Origin of the sequence: Nocardia sp. NPDC005745, assembly GCF_040630775.1 — a bacterium.
Taxonomy (GTDB): domain Bacteria; phylum Actinomycetota; class Actinomycetes; order Mycobacteriales; family Mycobacteriaceae; genus Nocardia.
Window position 1 is genome coordinate 177980 of sequence record NZ_JBEXYF010000015.1, and the last position, 20719, is coordinate 198698.

General features: G+C 67.0%; 20 protein-coding genes. 9 read left to right on the forward strand and 11 right to left on the reverse strand.

All coding sequences use genetic code 11. The features are described from left to right. Positions 1-70: 70 nt before the first annotated feature. The 6 genes from ABZ420_RS18220 to ABZ420_RS18245 all read left to right on the forward strand — a co-directional run bounded on the left by ABZ420_RS18220 (position 71) and on the right by ABZ420_RS18245 (position 5778). Complete coding sequence (locus ABZ420_RS18220) at positions 71-1426, forward strand: hypothetical protein (RefSeq protein WP_357123762.1); 1356 nt, start codon at positions 71-73, stop codon at positions 1424-1426. Between the two features lie 112 nt (positions 1427-1538). Continuing rightward, positions 1539-2330 (forward strand): TIGR03084 family metal-binding protein, encoded by a 792-nt coding sequence (locus ABZ420_RS18225; RefSeq protein ID WP_357123765.1) that lies wholly within the window; start codon positions 1539-1541, stop codon positions 2328-2330. Between the two features lie 364 nt (positions 2331-2694). Continuing rightward, positions 2695-3378 carry a hypothetical protein gene (locus tag ABZ420_RS18230; RefSeq protein ID WP_357123768.1) on the forward strand — a complete coding sequence of 228 codons (684 nt, stop codon included), beginning with the start codon at positions 2695-2697 and terminating at the stop codon, positions 3376-3378. A gap of 22 nt (positions 3379-3400) precedes the next feature. Continuing rightward, positions 3401-4585 carry an L-2-hydroxyglutarate oxidase gene (gene lhgO, locus ABZ420_RS18235; RefSeq protein ID WP_357123771.1) on the forward strand — a complete coding sequence of 395 codons (1185 nt, stop codon included), beginning with the start codon at positions 3401-3403 and terminating at the stop codon, positions 4583-4585. Positions 4586-4724: 139 nt separating this feature from the next. Then, the gene (locus ABZ420_RS18240; protein WP_357123774.1) at positions 4725-5195 is read left to right on the forward strand and encodes an SRPBCC family protein; all 471 of its coding nucleotides are present in this window, start codon (positions 4725-4727) and stop codon (positions 5193-5195) included. Between the two features lie 10 nt (positions 5196-5205). Continuing rightward, positions 5206-5778, forward strand: coding sequence for a ribonuclease H (locus tag ABZ420_RS18245; protein ID WP_063050315.1), 573 nt, complete (start codon positions 5206-5208; stop codon positions 5776-5778). Positions 5779-5851: 73 nt separating this feature from the next. On the opposite strand, the gene ABZ420_RS18250 is transcribed toward ABZ420_RS18245, so the two are convergent. The 9 genes from ABZ420_RS18250 to ABZ420_RS18290 all read right to left on the reverse strand — a co-directional run bounded on the left by ABZ420_RS18250 (position 5852) and on the right by ABZ420_RS18290 (position 15439). Beyond that, the gene (locus ABZ420_RS18250; RefSeq protein ID WP_357123777.1) at positions 5852-6670 is read right to left on the reverse strand and encodes a hypothetical protein; all 819 of its coding nucleotides are present in this window, start codon (positions 6668-6670) and stop codon (positions 5852-5854) included. 132 nt (positions 6671-6802) lie between these two features. Beyond that, entirely contained in the window at positions 6803-7981 is a 1179-nt protein-coding gene (locus ABZ420_RS18255; protein WP_062966825.1) for an MCE family protein, read from the reverse strand. Next, complete coding sequence (locus ABZ420_RS18260) at positions 7978-9066, reverse strand: MCE family protein (protein WP_357123780.1); 1089 nt, start codon at positions 9064-9066, stop codon at positions 7978-7980. Before ABZ420_RS18260 ends, ABZ420_RS18255 begins: the two co-directional genes overlap by 4 nt. A gap of 8 nt (positions 9067-9074) precedes the next feature. Next, positions 9075-10184: an MlaD family protein gene (locus ABZ420_RS18265; protein WP_357123783.1), complete on the reverse strand. Its 1110-nt coding sequence runs from the start codon at positions 10182-10184 to the stop codon at positions 9075-9077. Further along, positions 10181-11179 (reverse strand): MCE family protein, encoded by a 999-nt coding sequence (locus ABZ420_RS18270; RefSeq protein ID WP_357123833.1) that lies wholly within the window; start codon positions 11177-11179, stop codon positions 10181-10183. The genes ABZ420_RS18265 and ABZ420_RS18270 overlap by 4 nt, the downstream gene beginning before the upstream one ends. Continuing rightward, positions 11179-12222 (reverse strand): MCE family protein, encoded by a 1044-nt coding sequence (locus ABZ420_RS18275; RefSeq protein WP_062966833.1) that lies wholly within the window; start codon positions 12220-12222, stop codon positions 11179-11181. The genes ABZ420_RS18270 and ABZ420_RS18275 overlap by 1 nt, the downstream gene beginning before the upstream one ends. Beyond that, positions 12219-13709 (reverse strand): MCE family protein, encoded by a 1491-nt coding sequence (locus ABZ420_RS18280; protein WP_357123786.1) that lies wholly within the window; start codon positions 13707-13709, stop codon positions 12219-12221. Before ABZ420_RS18280 ends, ABZ420_RS18275 begins: the two co-directional genes overlap by 4 nt. Positions 13710-13716: 7 nt before the next feature. Next, entirely contained in the window at positions 13717-14580 is an 864-nt protein-coding gene (locus tag ABZ420_RS18285; protein ID WP_040871284.1) for an ABC transporter permease, read from the reverse strand. 4 nt (positions 14581-14584) lie between these two features. Continuing rightward, positions 14585-15439 carry an ABC transporter permease gene (locus ABZ420_RS18290; RefSeq protein ID WP_062966837.1) on the reverse strand — a complete coding sequence of 285 codons (855 nt, stop codon included), beginning with the start codon at positions 15437-15439 and terminating at the stop codon, positions 14585-14587. Between the two features lie 525 nt (positions 15440-15964). On the opposite strand from ABZ420_RS18290, the gene ABZ420_RS18295 reads away from it, so the two are divergent. Beyond that, the gene (locus ABZ420_RS18295; protein WP_357123789.1) at positions 15965-16639 is read left to right on the forward strand and encodes a S1 family peptidase; all 675 of its coding nucleotides are present in this window, start codon (positions 15965-15967) and stop codon (positions 16637-16639) included. A gap of 52 nt (positions 16640-16691) precedes the next feature. Here ABZ420_RS18295 and ABZ420_RS18300 read toward each other — a convergent pair whose 3' ends face one another. Both ABZ420_RS18300 and ABZ420_RS18305 read right to left on the reverse strand, forming a co-directional pair. Beyond that, positions 16692-18143, reverse strand: coding sequence for an MFS transporter (locus ABZ420_RS18300; protein WP_357123792.1), 1452 nt, complete (start codon positions 18141-18143; stop codon positions 16692-16694). 40 nt (positions 18144-18183) lie between these two features. Further along, entirely contained in the window at positions 18184-18810 is a 627-nt protein-coding gene (locus tag ABZ420_RS18305; protein ID WP_357123795.1) for a hypothetical protein, read from the reverse strand. A 187-nt stretch (positions 18811-18997) separates the two neighbouring features. Between ABZ420_RS18305 and ABZ420_RS18310 the strand changes: the two genes are divergently transcribed. Together ABZ420_RS18310 and ABZ420_RS18315 are read left to right on the forward strand one after the other, a co-directional pair. Beyond that, positions 18998-19507 carry a DUF6764 family protein gene (locus tag ABZ420_RS18310; RefSeq protein ID WP_357123797.1) on the forward strand — a complete coding sequence of 170 codons (510 nt, stop codon included), beginning with the start codon at positions 18998-19000 and terminating at the stop codon, positions 19505-19507. A gap of 64 nt (positions 19508-19571) precedes the next feature. Continuing rightward, a partial coding sequence (locus ABZ420_RS18315) for a serine hydrolase domain-containing protein (RefSeq protein WP_357123836.1) occupies positions 19572-20719 on the forward strand: 1148 nt, incomplete at its 3' end.

Here is a 20719-nt window from a genome sequence, read left to right on the forward strand (position 1 = left end):
CAATGAGAACGTGGGGGCCTTGGTATCTCATACCGGCGGTACCGCCGGATCGGCTTAGGGAGTCCCATCGATGTCGTCGCTCGCCGCCGGCGTGTTCATCGACTGGGAGAGCTTGACCGGGCAGCCGAAGTTCGTGGTCGACCTGATCACGTTTCCGATCTTCAGCGCGCTGGCGGGCTGGCTGACCAACTGGACCGGCGTGCTGATGCTCTTCTGGCCGATCCGGTTTCGCGGCGTTCGCATTCCCGGCCTGCACGTGCTCTACCCGTACTTCCCGCGCCGGGTCCAGGTGCTGCCGACCTTTTCCGGCGACGGCCGCCGCCTCGGCTTCCAGGGCTTCATCCCGGCACGCGCGGAGAAGATGGCCAGCATCTGTGTGGACAAGGCGCTGATGCGGATCGGCAGTCCGAAGGACTTCATCCACGAACTCGATCTCGACGGTATCGCCGACTACATCGCGGTGCTGGCGCGGGAGCAGGTGCGGCCACTGGTGGACGAGCTGATGTACCGGGACAACCCGGACCTGTGGCGCACCGTGCCGCGCGCCGCCAAGCAGCTGATCTACCAGCGGGTGGATCGCGAACTGCCCGCCCTGTCGCGTCGCGCGTTCGCCTCGCTCGGCGACAACGTCGACCAGCTGATCGGCATCAAGGGCTTCGTGATCCGTTACCTGGAGGACAACCCGACCATCCTGAAGGACCTCACCACCACCATCGCGGCGCCCGAGCTGCGGTTCATGGTCCGCGTCGGCTTGCTCGGCGCGCCCTTCGGCGTGGTGCTGGCGCTGTACATGCATGTGCACCAGAACATTCCGGTGCTGGGCTGGGTGCCGGGATGGGTGATCGTACTGCTCGCCTCTGCGGCGATCGGCGTGATCGTGAACGTCATCGCGGTGAAGATGGTGTTCGAGCCGGGCGATCCGCAACCGAGGTACAAGTACCTGTGGAAGCAAGCGCTGCTGGCGAAACGGCAGCCGCAGGCGGCCACCGATCTGGCGCACATCCTGGCCTACCAGGTGCTGACGCTGCCCAACTTGTCCAAGGAACTGCTGGAGGGCCCGAATGGTGACAAGACCAGGCAGCTGCTGGAGCGCTTGATCGCCGACGAGATCAATCGTCAGCTCGGCCCGACCACCACACTGGTGCGGGCCGCCCTGGGACGCCGCCAGTTCGACAACCTCACGGTGGGCGCGGCGGGCGCGGCGGTCGGCTTGGCCCCGACCCTGGTAGAGGACGAGGAGTTCAACCGGGAGCAGGCCAAGACCATCGATGAATTCGCGGCGCGCAAGTTGCGGCGGCTCACGCCGGGGGAGTTCATGGAGATGTTCTACGCGTCCGTGGAACAGGACGCGTGGCTGTTGTATCTGCACGGTGCGATCCTCGGGCTCGTGGTTGGAGCCGCCCACCTGCTGATTTTCGGCTGGTAGCGGGCCCGCGCCGACCAATATAAAACAAGCATGCTTGCCTTTTTTTGGTCTCGCTGCGATGCTGGACCCGGCGGCGCACGAGGCGGTGCGCCCGGTAGCGGCAGGGGAACTGATGGCTGACCTAGAGGCGCTGCTCGGCGACTTCGCCGACGAATGCGCGGACCTCGAACGACTCGTCGGCCCGTTGGCGCCCGAGGAGTGGGCGCGCGCCACACCCGCGCCCGGTTGGACCATCGCCCATCAGATCGGCCATCTGGCCTGGACCGACGAGATCGCGACGATCGCCACCGCGGATGCCGCGCGCTTCGGGGAGTTGCTGTCCGAAGCGGGGCCCCGTGCGCTCACGTTCGTCGACGAGGCCGCCGAGAAGGCCGCGACCGAACCGCCCGCCGATCTGCTGGATCGATGGCGGCGCGGACGCGCCTCGCTCATCGCCGCCCTGCGCGCCGCGCCCGCGGGCGTCAAGTTGCCGTGGTTCGGTCCGCCGATGAGCGCCGCGTCGATGATCAGCGCCCGCATCATGGAGACCTGGGCGCACGGGCAGGATGTGGCCGATGCCCTCGGCGTACACCGCACGCCCACGGCGCGGCTGCGCACCGTGGCCCATATCGGCGTGCGCACCAGGAACTTCGCCTACACCGTGCACGGAAAGACGCCACCCGCAGCGGAATTCCGGGTCGAATTGACCGCGCCGGATCGCACGATCTGGAGGTGGGGTCCGGAAGACGCCGAACAGCGCGTGACCGGACCGGCACTCGATTTCTGCATGCTGGTGACCCAACGCCGCCATCCCGACGATCTGGCGCTCGTGACGCACGGCGACGACGCCGCGGAATGGCTCACTCTCGCACAGGCTTTCGCTGGTCCGACCGGTGCGGGAAGGGCAGCGGGCCAGTTCGCCTGACCCGCCTGCACGCCGGCCCGTCGACGACGCTTCGGAGCGGGCGAGCGCCACACTTGGGTGCGCCGTGTTCATGTCGACGGCCGGACGCCGTTGGCCGGGTGTCTCGAGTGGCAGTCGAGAATGGCGCTCGCCAGCTACCCGACTATTTACCCGTCGGTGCGTTCACGGAAACATCGACGCCATTTACGGCGCGGTGACGCCCGGTCATCCCATCGCGACCACGCCGTCTTTCGCCACGCCTGCTGTGATCCTGCTCTCCTCGATGCGGCACCCCGCCCGACCCCACGGGTAATCTGAACGGGCGTACAGCTTCCCGAGGTGCTGGTCGCTGTGGGGAGCAGCGTCGCAGCGAAAGGAACGCATCGTGACAGCACATCGACCTGCCCAGGTCGCGCGGCATGCCGCCATCGTGCTCGCCGGTGCCGCCAGCTTGAGCCTGACCGTCGTGGCGGGCGCGTATGTCGTACAGCAGATCGCCGATATGCAGCGCCCGGCGACTCGGATCGCCGCGCCGGTCACTCCGCCCGCCCCGGACGAGCCCGATCATGGCCGCCGATACACCCCCTATCCGGTGCTGACCGGCACCAGTTTCGTCCTGCCCGCGGCCGCTTCGGTTCCGCGTGCCGCCGAGCCGGAGACCGCCAAGCCGGAAACTACCGCGCCGCAGGCAGATTCGCCTGCCGCGCCACCCTCTCCCACACCTGTCGCCGGAAAGGTGCGATTCGGCGACGCCTATTTCGGCGCGCAGGTCGCACAGGTCGAGGACGACACCGTCTCCGTCACCGTGGACACCAACGCTTTGATCATGCTGCCGGGTTACCTCCGCTCCGGCCCCACGTCGGAGATGCCGGCCGTGACCACGATGCGCACCGACCTCGATACCCACAGCGGTGAAGTGCGGATGGCGTTCTCCGATCCGCGACTGGGCGAGCACGACCTGCGCTTGAACCGGCACGCCACGCCGGCGCCCAGCGGTGACCTCGAACAGCGGACCACCGAACGCGCGCCCGCCGCCGCGCACGGCGGAGCGGATTCCACCGCCGTGTGAGCTACCGCTTACCCTGCTCGGCATGAGCGCCTACGACTTCTGCGTCATCGGCGGCGGCATCGTCGGCGTCGCGACCGCGCACCGGATCATGGCGCGTAATCCCGGTGCGAGCCTTGTGCTGCTGGAGAAAGCCCAGCGGCTGGCCGCCCATCAGACCGGCCACAACAGCGGAGTCATCCACTCCGGCATCTACTATCCGCCCGGCAGCCTGAAGGCCACGCTGTGCCGCCGGGGCGCTCGCTGGACCAAGGAATTCGCGGCCGCCCACGACATTCCTCACCGCGTCTGCGGAAAACTACTGGTCGCTACGGACGACGCCGAATACGGACGCATGCTCGCGCTGCACGAACGCTCGATCACCAACGGCGTGGCCGTCGAACTGATCGACGCCGCGGAGCTCACGCGGCGGGAACCGCGCGTCACCGGCGTGGGGGCCCTCTTCGTCCCGGACACCGGCATCGTCGACTTCACTCGTGTGACCGAAGCGCTCGCCGAGGAAGTCCGCGGCGCGGGTGGTGAATTCGTGCTGGGCGCCGAGGTTTCCACGCTCACCGAGACTTCGGATGCCGTTACCGCCGCGGGGCCGGCCGGCTCGTGGACGGCTCGCCGCGCGGTCGTCTGCGCGGGCCTGCAAGCCGACCGGATGGCGCGGGCGGCCGGGTTGCGCACCGACTTTCGCATCGTTCCCTTCCGCGGCGAGTACTACCAGCTGCCGGAGGAGCGAAATGATCTGGTCAGCACATTGATCTATCCGATCCCGGATCCCGGATTGCCGTTCCTCGGCGTGCATTTGAGCCCGACGATCGACGGAGCGCTGACCGTGGGGCCGAACGCCGTGCTCGGACTGTCGAGGGAGGGCTACCGCAAAGGCAGTGTCGACCTGCGGGACGCGCGGGAAGTGCTCGGATTCGCCGGATTCCATCGCGTCGCCAAGGCGAATGTGCGCACCGGTCTGCGGGAACTGCGCAACTCGCTGTTCAAGCGCGGATACCTCGAGCAGTGCCGCCGCTACTGTCCGGAGCTGACGCTCGCCGATCTGAGGCCCCGCGAGGCGGGCATTCGCGCCCAAGCGGTGCTGCGGGACGGAACGCTGGTGCACGACTTCATGATCGAGCGCACCGAGCGCTCGGTTCATCTGCTCAACGCCCCCTCACCTGCGGCGACCTCGGCCATGCCGATCGCGGAGCACCTCGTCGACCAGCTCTGAGGACGCCGCGAACGACTTTACTCCCAAGCAACCATTCGGTCGCAACCTGGCGAAATAACGGACGAAAATCCCGCAGAGCCCTCGAATAAAGAGGAGAGCTGTAGTACTTTTAACGCCAGTCGTGGGACAGGGAGGGCCTATGGGCCACATCAAGTACGCGAGTGACGTCGGAGCGCCCGTCGAGGTCGCTTTCAGCTATACGGACAACCATCTGTTCGTACCGGATTGGATGTTCGGCATCGCGGACTTCGTACCGGTCGGCGACCAGGACCGCGGACTCGGCGCGGTCTTCGCCACCACCACCCGCTTCGCGATCTGGCAACCGACTTCCACCTGCGAGATCACCGAACACCGCCACAACGCAGTGATCGGGTACACGCTGCGCGGACGGTTCTCCGGCACGCTGCGGCTGCGCTTCGACCCACTCGGTTACGGGCGCTCGGTGCTGACCTCCGAGGCGGAGTACAGTCCACCTCGCGGGGTGGTCGGGCGCCTGAGCACCGGCTTGGTGGACGCCGCGGTCAAATCGGCGCTGCGGCGTACGGAGGCCCGGCTACGGAGGGAGATAGAGGAATTCCACGGTACCGATCTTGTCGGTCGGATTGCGTAGGGTGCCACCCATGATCATCGTGAGCACCGACGGATCCTGCCTCCGCAATCCCGGCGGCGCCATCGGCTGGGCTTGGGTCAATCATCAGGGCTCCTCTGCCAGCGGGGGAGCCGCGTCCGGAACCAACCAGGTCGCGGAGTTGCGCGCGGTGCTGGAGGCGATCGTCGCCCATCCAGGTTCCGAACCCCTGCTCATCGAGAGCGATTCGCTCTACGCGATCAAATGCGCCTCGGAATGGGTGTCGGGCTGGCGGCTCAACGGCTGGCGCACGTCCACCGGTGGCGCGGTGAAGAATGTCGAACTCGTCCGGCAGATCGATCGGGCCATCTCGAGCAGGCCGGGGCCGGTCCGCTTCCGTTGGGTCCGTGGTCATGTCGGCAACTACTTCAACGAGCAAGCCGACGCGCTGGCCGGAGAAGCGGCTCGGCAGGCCGCGGTCACCGCGGCTGTCGCCGAGGCGAACACCGTGGAAATGCTCGCGGTGACTGTGGAGGAAGCGTCGACGGCGCCGGAAGCGCCGAAAGACAAGGCCGCGGGGAAGGCGGCCGCGCCGTCGGCGCCACAGGCTTTGACGCTGTTCTGATCCGCCGGATCGTCGCAGGCTGCCCGAATGACCTCCGGCGGTGGTGGCTCGGCCCACCGCCGGAGGCGCTCGGCTAGTTACCCGGCTGCGGTGCGGGCTGACCAGACGGCGCAGGCTGACCGGACGGCGCCTGCTGCGGAGCGCCCGGAGCGGGAGCGCCGGGCAGACCGGTACCGGCACCCTTCAGCATCGGCGAATCGAGCTTCTCGACCAGCCATTTGTCGCCGGACTTCTGCAGCTGGGCGATCACCACGACGAACTGACGCTCGGGGTTGGCCTGGGTGAAGTTGGTCCGATACTGCGTGAGGGTCACCAGCACCTTGGCCGAGGTCTTGTCACCGGCCTGGTAGCCGCACTGCACATCGTCGGCCCAGGACTTGACCTGTGCCTGCACCATGGCGTCTTTCAGCGCCTTGGTCGCGTCGTCGAACTCCTTGAGGAACTCGCCCGTCGAGCCCGCCTTCACCGTGGTGAAGTAGTCGTCCAGGTTCTTCGAGTAGTCGTAGACCGAGACGTCCTTGCCGAATGTGCACGCGGCGCTCGTGGAGTCGCGGATCGCGTCGAGCTTGTCGCCGCGATCCTTGCCCTGCAAGAAGAACACCACCACCGCGGTGATCGCGGCGACCGCGAGCACGCCGGCCACGAACGCGGCCACCAGCGGAATCGAGGTGGACTTGCCGGACGGTGCGGAAGCCGCCGCCTTGGGCGAGTCGCTCTTCGCGGCCGGCTTCGCGCCGGCCTCGGCCTTGTCTGCCTTCTCCGCCTTGGACAGCTCGGGCTTCGCCGCGCCGGCGGCGTCCCCCGACTTCCCGGCTACCGCGTCGGTGCCCTTGTCGGAGGTGGCGGCCGTGGTCTCGGCGTCCTTGTCGGTCTCGGCGTCGTCGGTAGACATCGATAGAACCTGCACTTTCCCGGCGCGCATCGGTGCGCACCGATTGGCTTCAGCGGCCCGCGGCAGCGAACCTTACGCGTTTCACCGGCGAGTATGCCCGCCCGACGGGAGCACCGCCGGGCCGGGTACGACTCACCGCACCGGAGGCAGGGTCCGCTCGTTCGGATCCACACCCGGCGGCATGTGCGCGCCGTTGTTGGGCACGTCGGGCCGCGGCGCGTTGGCGGCACCGCGGATCTGCTGACCCGGCGGCGGGTTCTCGCAGTAGTTCCACATCGGGATCGTGCCGTCCTGCACGACCTCGTTGCGCATCTTCGGAGTGTTGTAGGTGCAGAACGGGCGCGGCCAGATGTCGATCATCGCGTGGAATTCGCCGTCGTGCGCCGGGACGCCGAGCGCCTCGCCACCGAGCGCGAGCGAGGGGAACAGCGCGCGCAGCGCGGGCAGCCGCAGCTGCGCCGCCTTCGTGATGGCCTGGAAGTTGGTCGCCAGGCTGGTGATCGGATCCGCCGTCCGGTCCACCACCGCGCCGAGGCTGGTGAGCTGGCCCGGCGCCTGGTCCAGCACGCGCTGCAATTCCGCGTTCGCGTTGTTGAACTGCTCGAACAGCACGCCGGAGTTGCGGGTCAGCGTGGCCAGATCGGGCTGTGCGTTGGACGTGGTACTCGCGATGGTGCGCAGATTGGTGATCAGGTTCGTGGTCTGCGGCAGCAACGAGTCCAGGCCCGCCGTCGCCAGGCTGATCCCGTTGACCAGGCCGCGCAGCTGATCCGGGCCGCCGCTGAGCGCGATGTCCAGCTCGTTCAGGATGACCTGGAAGTGCTCCGGGTTGATCTGCGCGATCAGGGCGCTGGAGTTGTCCAGCACCGACCACACCGGCGTCGGCGTGTGGATCCTGTCCGGATCGAACTTGATCACCGCGCCGTTGGCCAGGAACGGCCCCTGTTCGGCATTCGGCCGGAAGTCGATGTACTGCTCACCCGCGCCCGACAGAGCCTGCACCGCGATCTGGGTGTCCACGGGGATCTTGTACTTCGACTCGATCTGCGCGGTGGCGGCGATGGCCTGGCCACGGTCGGACAGCTCGATCGATGTCACCTTGCCGATACGCCACCCGCGCAACGTCACGTCGTTGCCGGGTTGCAGACCACCGGAACGATCCAGATTCACCGTGACGGTGTAGTCGGACCGCAGCGGGTTCACCCGCATGACGTTCAGCAGCAGGTAGGTCGCGCCGACCAGCAGCACGAGCACCAGGCCCACGTTCGACAGGAAGATCTTGCTTCCGAACAGTTTGCGCGCCGAGGTCATCGCTGTCCTCCCACCCGGCCCTGCACCAATTGCAGCACCTGGATCAAACTGCCCGCGAAGTCCTGCAAGTCGTTGAGGTCCTGGAGCTTGCCGTGCTGCGGATCGGTGAGCGCGCTGATGTCCAGGTTGGTCGCGGTCGCGTACACCGCGAAGCTGCTGCCGCGGAAGGTCGCGTCGACCTTCGGCCGCAGCACCCGCAGTCGATCGAGCAGGACGCCGAAGCCGTCGCCGGTCCTGGCTATCGCGTCCATCAGCTGGTGGGTGTTCTCCAGCAGCCCGTTCAAGCTCTCGGTCGAGGTGTTCGCGTAGTCGCCGAGGGCGGCGCTGGCGGTGGACAACTTGGTGAGCAGATCGCCGAGGGCCCGGTTGTTCTCTGCGATGGCGCCGATCATCTGCGGCAGCGTGTCGGCCACCTCGCCGAGTTCCGACCGCCTGCCCTCGATGGTGTTGGCGAGGGTGCTGAACTCACCGAGCACACTGTCCACCCGGGCGGAGTTGTCGTTCAGACTGCCGACCACGCCGGTCATCTCGGTGATCAGGTGGGCGAGCTGCTCGCCGCGGCCGCCGACGATGGAGTCCAGCTCGGAACCCAGCTTGGACAGGCTGGCGATGCCGCCACCGTTGAACAGCATGGAGACGGAGATGAGCAGCTGCTCGACGGTCGCGCCCGCGGAGGTGCTGTCGAGGGTGAGCGTGTCACCGTTGTGCAGCATGTCCGCGCCGGGCTCGGTCTTGGGCTTGGACACCGCGACGAACACATCACCCAGCGGGGTGGCCTGACGCAGTTCCGCCGTGCTGCCCTTGGGCAACTCGATGTCCTTACGGATGGTCAAGTCCACGACGGCCTGGAAGTTCTTGGTCTTGATGTCGGTCACCACACCGACATCCGAACCACCGATCTTCACCTTCGCCTGGTCGGGCAGGTTCAGCGCGTTCTCGAAGACCGCGTGGATCGTGTAGGTCTCCCCGCCCTGACCCGGTTTCGGCAACGGCAGCTTCTCCACCGTGAGCCCGCAGCCGGAGGTGACCGCCACACCGGCTACCGCGGCGACGGCGACCAGCGTCCTGCGTGCCTTGATCGTCATTCGGTACGTCATTTCGTCAGTCCGAGCAGTGCGGCGGTGAGCCCGTAGTCGGGTCCGAAGTCCTGCATGTTTCCGGTACGGCAGCCGTCGGCCTTCATCTGGATGCGCTCACAGAACAGGCTGACGATCTCACCCGACAGCGCGGTGCCGATCACCGCGTGCAACCGGACGTACCCGTGCTCGCGGTTGACGATGTTGTCGACGTTCTGCATGACCATCGGCGCCAGGTCGGCGACTTCGGTGAGGCCGTAGGCGTTGTCGCGCAACTGCTGGGTCACGTTGGTCAGGCCGGTCATCGTGCCGGACAACTGGCTCTCGTACTGCGTCAGCGTGGTACTGGTGTTGCGCAGGAAGGCGAGGAGTTGATCGAGCGTGGCCTGTAGACCGGGCGCTTGATCGGCGAGCAGGCCGGTCATCTGGGTAACCCGGTTGCTGAAATCGCGCACCGACTGGTCGTTCTCGGCCAGCATGGTGGTGAGGTCGTTCAGCTTGATGATGATGCTGGAGATCGCGTCCTTGTTGTCCACACCGACCTTCAGCGCGCTGGACAGCGCGTTGAGGGTGTCACGGATCTTCTCGCCGTTGCCGTTGAGCATCGGGTAGAGCACCCGGCCCGACAGCGGGCCGATGCCCTCCTGGCCCGGCTCCGGCTTCAGCGCGGCGGCGAACTGATCGATGGTCTTGATCATCGTGTCCAGTTCGACCGGCGTCTTGGTCCGGGCCTTGGGCAGGTGCGCGCCGTCGGCCAAGGTCTCGCCGCCGGTGTAGACCGGGGTGAGTTCGATGTGCCGGTCGGTCACGATGGACGGCGAGATGATCGCGGCGATGGCGTCCTTCGGGATCTTGACGTCCTTGTCGATGGACATGTGCACCTCGATCAGGGTGCCTTTGGGCACGATCTTGTCGACCTTGCCGACGTCGAGCCCGAGCACCGTGATCGGATTGCCCTCGTAGATGCCCGCGATGTTGTCGAAGTCCGCGGTGAACTGCAGGGTGGTGCCCAGCGCGTTGTTCACCGAACTCGGCAGCAGCGAACAACTGCCGATCGTGAGCGCGGCGGCGCTGATCATGAACGCCTTCGCGACGGTCCTCAGCGGAAAGCCCGTGCGGAATCTCATCCCTGGCACCCCTCGATGACTTGGGCGAAGCACAACCAGTTGTCCGGGAACAGCCACGGCAGGCCGACATCGCCGTACGGACCGCTGCCGCCCCAGGAGTTCGCCAGGTAGCGCAGGGTCGGCGGCATGATCGACAGCATCCGATCCAGGTTGTCCTTGTTCTTCTGCAGGCCCTCGGCCATGGTGTTCAGCTGCTGGATGGTCGGGCCGAGCTGATCGTTGTTCTCCGCGCCGATCGCCTCCAGCTGCTTGGTCAGCGCGGCGACGTTGTCCAGCAACTGGCGCAGCAGCGCCTGGCGCTCCATCACCCGATTGGCGATGGCCTCACCCTGGGTGATCACCAGCAGGATGCTGTTGCGGTTGTCGCCGAGGATCCGGGTAACCCGGTCCAAGTTCTTCAGCAGGGTGTCCACCTCGGCCTTGCGGCTGTCGATCACCTTGGCCAGCGCACCGACGCTGTCCAGCGCCTGGGCGGTGAGCTGGGGCGAGCCGTTCATCTGCTCGTTGATCAGGTTCAGCGAGTCGGACAGCTTCTTGGTGTCGAGCGCTTCGAACTTCGGCGTGCCGACCTGCACGACGTCGGCCAGGTTGTACGGCACCGTGGTGTTGGACACCGGGATCCGCTTGCCCTTCAGGCCCGAACCGTCGCCCGGCTCGAGGTCGACGTACCTGGCGCCGAGCAGCGTGGCCATCTTGATCGAGGCGCGCGCGTCCGGGCCGAGTTTCACGTCGTCGCTGACGCTCAGCGTGAGCAGCACGTGACTGCCCTCGAGTTCGGCGTCGACCACCCGCCCGGAGGACACCCCCGCGATGTTCACCTTGTCGCCGACCCTGATACCCGCGGCCTGCACGAACTCGGCCTTGATCGACTGCTCGCCGACGCCGAGGAGCTTGTAGACGCTGGACACCACCAGCAGCACCACGATGAGGACACCGCCGATGACGCCCAACCAGAAGAACCGGTTGCTCTCGAACCTGGACCTGAGTTTCGTCATCATGGGCGGCACACCGCCGAGTGCGAGGTGCCACCGATCTGCGAGAACAGACCGCGGGGGAAGAGGACACCGTAGAGCGACAAGTCCAGCCCGCACAGGTAGGCGTTGGCGTAACCGCCCTCCGAGGTGTGCCTGCCCGCCGCGGACAGGACGTTCGGCAGGTCGATCGCCGCTTGATCGAGCTTGGCGCCGTTGTCCAGCAACAGCGTCAACGCGGCGCTGGTGGAGTTCTGCGCGGTGCGCAGGCTCGGCTGGATCCGGTCCATCATGCCGACCAGCGACGTGGTCGCGGCCGCGATCTGCTCGGTCGAGCCGAGCAACGACTGCCCTTGTTCGTACAGCCCGCCGATCAAGGCCCGGGTCTGGGTCACCAGGGTCTCCAATTCATCACCTCGTTTCGCCAACCCCGACATCACGCCCGACAGGTTGGTGATCACATCGGACAGGATCGCGTCCCTGCGCTGGAAGTCGGTGGCCAGCTGCGCGGCCTGCACGATGAACGCGCTCAACGAGACGCCGTCGCCCTGCAATGCCTGGATGAAGGTCTCCGACAACCGGTTGACCTGCTCGGGCTGCAACACCTGGAACAGCGGCTGGAATCCGTTGAGCAGACCGGACACATCGAACGACGGCTCGGTCCGATCGATCGGGATGGAGCCGTTGTTCTTCAACGGCGCCGGGCTCGACGCCTTGCCGGGAGCCAGGGCCACGTACCGCTGACCGATCAGGTTCTGGTAGCGGACCAGCGCTTTGGTGTCGTTGTAGATCGTCTGGTCGCGCTGCACGACGAAGGTGACCTTCGCGACCGACTTCTTCAGATTCGCGTCGCGGCCCCGCTCGATCTTCTCGACCTTGCCCACCCGCACGCCCGCCATGCGGACGTCGTCGCCCTCGTGCAAACCGAGCACGTCGGAGAACGTCGCGGAGTAGGTGTAGGTGTCCCCGTTGACGATGCGCGCCAGCGTGTTCCACACCACCACCGTGACCAGAATCGACACGATGGCGAAGATGGTGAAGCCGATGAGCGGCTTGCGAATGCTCATCGTCCGGCACCGTTGTCGGACACCTGCATGGTTCCGCCCTTCAGAATCGAGCTCAGCAGCAGATATTCGGCGGTGGTCGGCTTGCGGCCGAGCAGCGCGGGGATCGCCGAGTCACCCCGGTAGGAGATCGGCGCCGCCGACGGGGTGCCTTCGGGGGCGGCGGCAGGCGCGACGGGCGCCGGAGCCGCGGCAGGCGGGAGCAGACCCGGCGGCAGCATCGGGAACAGGCCTTCGAGCGGAGTGCCCGCGAACGGAGCGGGCGCACCACCGGTGGGAGCGGCCGCGGTGGCCCGGTTCGGGTCCGGTGTGGTGACGCCGGGGATCAGCGGCAGGCCGGGCATCGGCACGACCGGGGGAAGCCCGGCGGCCGAGGCGAGTGCGCGCGGCTTCAGCTGTTCCGGCAGCTCGCCGACGTCGGCGACGGCGGGAGCGGTGAAGCAGCTCGGCCCGACCATGTCGCCGTAGCGCGGGCAGTCGGCCACCGTGTAGGGCCGGTACGGCGTGAGGGTGATGCCCGCGTCCCAGACCTGCTGCTTCTGCGGGCCCCACTTGAACGTGGTGTCCATCCGGCGCATGGTCTCGCTGAGGTTCAGCAGGCTCCTGGTAATCGCGTCCGGGTCCGCGGCGAGTGCGCCGAACATGTCGTTCGTGCCCGCGGTGACCTCGATGCCCACGTTCGGGTTGCGGGCGAACAGGTCGTTGACCGTGTCGATGGTGCCCGAGGTACCGGTGATCAACGCGACCAGCTCGCCGCGGCGGTCGGCGATGGTGCGCGCGGTCTGCACCGAGGTGCCGAGCACGTCGACCAGCTCGGGTGCGGACTGGTTGAGCGCGTTGAACGATGCGGAGAAGTCACCCAGCAGCGCACCGAGATCGGGGATCGACTCGTCCACGGCCAGCAGCCAGCGGTCCAGCCGCTCGACGGTGGAGCCGGGCACCCGGCCGCTGCCGTCCAGCGCCTGCGACAGGGTGCCCAGCACCCGGCCGAACTGCACCGGATCGATCTTGTCGAGGATGTTGCGGACCGTGGTGAGCGTGTCCTGCAACGCGATGGTGCCCTTGCTGCGGTCTTCCTCGATGACCGAACCCTCGTGCAGGTACTGGTCGGCGGGGCCGTTGAAGACGAGTTCGACGGAGGTGACGGCGAACAGATTGCTCGGCACCACGCGAGCGGTCACGTTGGCCGGGATGTCGTCGGCGAACTCCGGCTTCATCTCGATCCGGACCTTCTGCAGTTCGCCTTTGGCCGCGATGTCGACGGTCTTCACCGCGCCGACGAGCACGCCACGGAACTTGACGTCGGCCTGCTCGGGCAGACCGTCACCCGTGGTGGTCAGGTTCGCGGTGACGTTGACCTTCTCCTGGAAGAACCCTTTGTAGCGCAGCATCAGGAAGCTGAGCACCAGCGCGAACACGACCAGACCGCACACGCCCGCGATGAACAGCTGCCGCATCGTGGGCCCGCGCCCACTGGGATCGATGATCATCTGGTGTCTACCCCGAGATCCGGATGCCGGGGTTGATGCCCCAGATCGCCAATGTCATGAACAGGTTCGCGAAAACGACCGCGATGATGCACATCTTGATCGCGCGGCCCGCGGCCACGCCGACGCCCTCGGGGCCACCGGAGGCGAAGAAGCCGTAGTAGCACTGGATGAATGTGGTGATCGCGACGAACAGGATCGCCTTGATCAGCGAATAGACGACGTCGGCCGGGACGAGGAACTGATAGAAGTAGTGCTGGTAGGTGCCCACGGCGGTACCGCCGATCAGCTGCACGGTCAGCGAGCAGGACACGTAGGCCATCGTGAGGCCGAGGCAGTAGAGCGGGATGATGGCGATCATCGCCGCGAACATCCTGGTGCTGATCAGATAGGGCAGCGGCCGGATGGCGATGGACTCCAGCGCGTCGATCTCCTCGGAGATGCGCATGGCGCCGAGCTGCGCGGTGAACCGGCAGCCCGCCTGAGCGGCGAAGGCCAGCGTGGCGAGCAGCGGGCCGAGTTCGCGAGTCGTGGCGAACGCCGAGATCGCACCGGTGATCGGGCTCAGGCCGAGCAGGTTCAGCGAGTTGTAACCCTGGATGCCGACGGTCATGCCGCCGAAGGCGCTCAGAATGACGACGACGCCGATGGTGCCGCCGCCGACGACGAGATTGCCGTTGCCCCAGGTGACGTCGGAGAGCAGGCGCCACACTTCCTTGGGGTAGTGCTTGAGCGCCAGCGGAATCGAGCCGATCGAGCGCAACAGGAAGAACACCTGGTGGCCGAGCCTGGCGAGCCAATCGACCGGCGCTTGGGCCGATTTCCGGATCGTCTGGAGAGGCCGCAGCAGCGGCGGTACATAGGTTGATGACACCGGCTCAGACCACCTGTGACGGGAATAGTGCGTTGTAAACCTGGGTGATGATGAGGTTCACCCCGAACAGCATGATGGTGGAGCCCACCACCGCGGAATTCACCGAGTTCGCGACACCGCCGGGACCACCGCGGGTGTTCAATCCGGTATCGCAGGCGATGATTGCCGCCAGCAGACCGAAAATCAGCGATTTCACCAGCGCGACAAGAAGATCGGTGGTCACGGCGAACGACGAGAAGGTGCCGACATAGGAGCCCGGCGTGCCGTTCTGCGCGAATATATTGAAGATGTAGCCGGTCAGGAATCCCACGAAGACGACGAAGCCGCACAGCAGCACGCTCACCAGCATCGCCGCGCCGAGCCGCGGAGCGACCAGCCTGCGCAAGGGGTCGACGCCCATGACCTTCATGGCGTCGATCTCCTCGCGGATGGTGCGCGAGCCGAGATCGGCGCAGACCGCGGAGCCGACAGCGCCCGCGATCATCAGCGAGGTGACCAGCGGGGCGCCCTGCTGGATGATGCCGAGGCCGTTGGCCGCGCCGATGAACGAGGTGGCGCCGACCTGGCCGGCGACCGATCCGACCTGGATGGAGACGATGACGCCGATCGGGATGGCGACAAGCAGCGTCGGCGCCGCCGAGACGCTGGCCATGAACGCGCACTGCCGGACGAACTCGGCGAAGGGGAAGCGCCTGCGGAAAATCGAGACGAACAGTTCGGCGACAGCCGCGAAGCCCATCGTGATCTGCCTGCCGAAGGTCTCCAGCGAACGCTTCGGATGATCCTGCCAGTAAGACCTCGTCCAATCGGCCGCACCACTGAACCGTGACCCTGATGGTGGACTCTCGGTCGACTGCACTGGCTAATCCTCCTCGACGCCGGTTGGCTGCCCCGGCGACTCGTTTGCTTGACGCACCTTACTACGGAGTAGTGCAGAACACACCATCCCCTTGTGATCGCAGTCATAGACGTCGCTCACCGCTGCCGAAAAGCAATGGTTAAGCCGTGGAACATTGGGAACGAACCCAAAGACGGCGGCCCGAGCTCTGGCACAAGCTACAGCCCAGCTGCACGAATCCGGGATCCGCAACTTCGATTCGGCTAATTTCTTTGGATAATCCTCATCGAAAATCAGATTTGTTTCCGGAGACCAACACAACGGCTCCTTACTATCACTCCGACACTAACGGCCACAGGCTTTTCACAATTGTGATAGCCGAATGCTATTAGGCGCGTAAGATACATTCCATCTCAGTTGTACGAAATAGGGTTGAAGCGCGGAGCGGTGGGGACAACCCCGTAGTGGTGACGCGCCCGAGATCGTTTACTGACACGATGGGTGCGACAGATTGATATCGTGCGGGCTTCCGACGTCTGGAGGGACATGTTCAGCAAACTCGCCAAGGTGGCCAACGCCGCCTTCGCCGTCGCCCTGGGCGCGGCGCTGCTCGGCACGGGCACAGGGGCCGCGAACGCCCAAACGGGCCCGCCGGTGTTGGGCGGTGGATCCGGCATCATCATCGACAACCAGTTCGAGTGCACGGTCACGACTGTCGGCCATGACAACGCGGGACGTCTGGTCGGCTTGACCGCTGGCCACTGCGGCGACCCGGGCGCGCAGGTCTACGCCGAAGCCGATCGGGAGGCGGGCGTGATCGGCCGGTTCGCCTACTCGAACCACGACCTGGACTACGCCGTCATCCAGTTCGATCCGGGCAAGATCACCCCGGTGAACCGGATCGGCAATGTCACCATCACCGGGCTGGGCGCACCGGCCAACTTCCCGCAGATCGTGTGCAAGGAAGGGCGCACCACCGGCAACACCTGTGGTATCGCCTGGGGTGACGTCTTCCGGACGAACGTCGAGACCTGGAGCCAGATGTGCGTGGTGGAAGGCGACTCCGGTGCGCCGGTGGTCGTCGGGACGACGCTGGTGGGCATGGTGAACGCCTATCTGGCCCTCGCGTGCTTCGGTCCTGAGGTCGGTACCAACATGAGCGCCATCGTGGCCGACATCAACGCACGCGGCGGCGTCGGCACGGGTTACGTCCCGGTCTGAGCGGACCACACTTTCGACTTGCGGCCCGAGCGGAGCGATCCGTTCGGGCCGCTTATTTTTCGCTCGGAGCCGGCGCCACCGCCGGACCCGCGACGGCGCACTGCGGCATGCAGTCGACGCTGTCCAACGCGGGCGCGTGCCGCTCGGGGCGCAACAGCACGGCGGCGAGCACCGCACCGGTCACCAGCAGCCCGGCACACAGCCACATCGCGGTGGCGAAGCCGTCGTCGAAGGCGGCCGGATCGCCCAGCGCACCAGAGATGCCCGCGACCCCGGGCAGCGCCGCCACCGCGAGCAGCTGCGCAGTGCGCGCGACGGCGTTGTTCACCCCCGACGCGATGCCGGCCTCGCTCGCGGGCACCGCGCCCAGCACCGCGCCGGTCAGCGGCGCGACCAGCACAGCGAGCCCAAGCCCGAACACGAGGACGCCCGGAAGCACATCGATGAAGTACCTGGTCTCGGGTCCGATGCGCAGCAGAAGCACCAGGCCCGCCGCCGCCAGCAGCGGTCCGGCGGTCATCGGGATGCGCGGCCCGTGCACTTGCGCCCAACGTCCGGCGGGGGCCGAGAGCGCCAGCATGATCACCGTGACCGGCACGGTCGCGACCCCGGACATCAGCGGCGAGTATCCGGCCACCAGTTGCAGTTCCAGCACCAGCAGGAAGAACACGCCACCGAGGGCGGCGTAGACCGCGAGCGTCACGAGATTCGCCGCGGTGAACACCCGCGAGCCGAACAGGGCAGGCGGCACCAGCGGATGATCGCTGCGCAGCTCGATCAGGACGAAGGTCCCGAGCAGCACGACACCGGCCACGATGAGCGAAGGCATGCTGTCGATCAGTCCGAGGGTCAGCGCACCGAGCGCCAGGGCCACCACCAGTGCGCCGGGCACGTCGAGTTCGGCGGCGGCGCCGGGATCGCGGCTCTCGGGCACGTGCCGCAGCGCGACCAGGACGACGACCAAGGTCAGCGGAACGTTGAGGAAGAAGATGGACCGCCAGCCCGCGACCTCGATGAGCCAGCCGCCGAGGAACGGCCCGAGCGCGCCTGCCACGCCGCCGAAGCCCGACCACAGGCCGATCGCCGCGCCTTGATCGCGCCGATCGATGGACGAGGAGATCAGCGCCAGGCTGCCCGGCGTGAGCATCGCGCCCGCGACACCCTGCAGGATCCGGGCCGCGACCAGCATCTCGATGGTCGTCGCGACGCCGCACAACACCGACGCGAGCGCGAACGCCACGGTTCCCCACACGAAGACCCGCCGCCGCCCGAGTTTGTCGCCGAGCGAGCCGCCGAGCAGGATGAACGAGGCGAGGGTCAGGGTGTACCCGTTCAACGTCCACTGCAGCCCGGCGACATCGGTATCCAGCGATTCGCCGATCCGCGGCAGCGCGATGTTCACGACCGTCGCGTCGAGCGAGGCGACCGACGAGCCGAGGATGGTGGCCAGCAGAATCCAGCGACCCGTGCCGGATTGCAGCCGCGGTAGCTCGGTGGTGCTCACCAACCCAACCTAGCTGCCCACAGGCGGTGGGAAGTCCCGGTCAGAGTTCCTGGACGCAGACGACGAAGCGGCGCTTGTCGTAGACGTACCCGGTGCCGCTGCCGCAGACGCTGACGTCATCGGCGCCCTGCTGGATCTTGACCACCTTCACGCCCTTCGACGGCGACGAGCCGGTGCAGTCGATGCGCTTGGGGTCGTCACCACCGACGTCCATGCAACCGCCGACCACCCAGTCGATGTCCAGGCACAGCGCACCCTGCTCGATGCCGTTGATGGTCTCGGCGTAGTAGTTGTCGGCGTCGCTGCTGCACTGCGAGCTCTTCGCCTTCTTGTCGATCACCTTGTAGTTCGACTCACGGCTGCCGCACGACGCCTTCTCGATGGTCGCGTTGGTGGTGGTGCCGCCGAGTTTCACGCAGTCGTTGACGTTCGCGTCGAAGTCGGTGTCGCCGCTCGGCTTGCTCGTGGTCGGCTTGCCGGTGCTCGGAGTGGGCTTGCCCGAGGACGGTTTCGGCGTGCTGGTCACCGACACCGCGTCGATCGTCCCGTTGTCCACGGCGGGCTGGGCGGTACCGCTGATCGTGGAACTACAGCCGACCAGCGACAATCCCGCCGCGATGACGAATCCGGCGAAGGCGAGACGCCCCCAGGGCAGTTGACGAGACACGTACAGTCCTCCCGAGCTGTAACGCCGGCGAACTCACGCCCCCGTGATCCGAAGTTGCCTTGGCTGTGCTTGAAATACCACGCCATGAATACACCATGGACCGAGCGCACGTCGAGCCGAAGGCGGAAACGAACCGCTGCCAACGAGTCTGGGTATGGTGGGATTTCTGGTCCGAGAGGAGTCCCCGGTGAAGCTGATCAGCGCAATCGTGTGTTCGACCGCCGCGATCGGAGGCGCCCTCGTCGTTCCGGGGGTGGCGGCCGCTGCCGACGTGCACTGCCGATCGGACCACGGGACCGACGTCACCGTCATCGATGGGGAGACGGCCTGCCGCGCGGCGACCGACAGTTACGGCTCGGCGAGGGCCAGCGGGATCGATGGGGTCGGCTACGCCAACGCGACCCTCGGCGCCACGGCCATCGGCATCGGTGCGGCGGGCGGCGTCGGTGCCAGCGAAGGCGCGGGCGGAGTTCCGGTCGCGGTCGGCCTCGGCCCGGACGCGGTCGCGCTGACCTCGACCAACGATGACCCGGCGGCAGGGACGTTCGCGATCTCCATCGCACTCGAAGGATCGCGTGCGGGGGTGGAAACCGCCGAACGGTCGGTGGTCTGTCTGGGCGTCGCGGCCTTCGCGTGGAACGCCGACAGCGGCGACGCGTGCCTTGCCACCCCTTTTGGGCTCTGGCAGACCCACTGAACGGGTTACCCTGGTTGACCAGCCCGGATAACGGCGGTCAGGAGGTGACCCCATGGTTTCGGCAATGGCGGCGGACGACTTCGAGCCCGCCGATTCGGCCCGCGACAAACTGGCGGCACCGCGCGAGATGCTGGTCGACCCGCGTTTCATCCGGCTGGCCGATCAATTCTTCGGCTTGTTCGCCCAACCCGCGCGCGGCGGCGGTGCACTGGCGGTCTACCTCGACGGCAGGCCCGTGGTCGACATCTGGGCCGGCTGGGCGGACAAGGAGCGGCGCTGGAACGGCGATACCGTCGCGCTGACCTTCTCCACCGGTAAGGGCGTCGCCTCGACCGTCGTCCACCGCCTGGCCGAACGGGGTCTGATCGGTTACGACATCCCGGTGGCCGAGTACTGGCCGGAGTTCGCAGCGCACGGCAAAGACGACATCACGGTTCGCGACGTGCTCTGTCACCGCGCCGGCTTGCACCGGGTGCGCGGCCTGGTGCCAGGCCGCGAAGGCATCCTGAACTACGACGCCGTGGTCCGGGCGCTGGCCGACAGCCCGCCGGACCCCCGGCGCATCCGCACCTCCGGCTACCACGCGATCACCTTCGGCTGGCTGGTCGCCGAACTCGTGCAGCGGGCGACGGGCACACCGTTCACCGAGGTGTTGCGTACCGAGATCGCCGAGCCGCTCGGGTTGGACGAGTACTGGTTCCGCGTCCCGGAGTCCGAGCGACACCGGATCGCCAAGATCTTCCGGCCCCTCGGCCCGCCGGGCATCCGCTGGAACACCGCCTCCTCGGTGCTGTCCTGGGTGCGGCCGGTGCGCGGGCTCGCCGAGGCGGGCATGCCGGAGAGTTTCGACGAGCTGGTCCGCGACCCCCGGGTGCACGACGCGGTGATGCCGGGCTGGAACGGCGTCTTCTCGGCGCGCGCACTGGCGCGGATGTACGGCGCGCTGGCCAACGGCGGCGTGGTCTACGCCGGATCCGAGCAGGTCGTGCGGTTCCTGGCCCCGGAGACGATCGCGACCATCGGCCGGGCGCAGTCGGCCCACAGCCGCGATTACGTGCTCGGTCTGCCGATCACCTTCACCCTCGGCTATCACCGCCCGGTATTGATGTCCAAGCAGCAGCCGCGGCATGCGTTCGGCCACTACGGCGTGGGCGGCTCCGGCGCGTACGCGGACCCGGATCTCGGCATGTCGATCGCGTTCGTGACCAACGG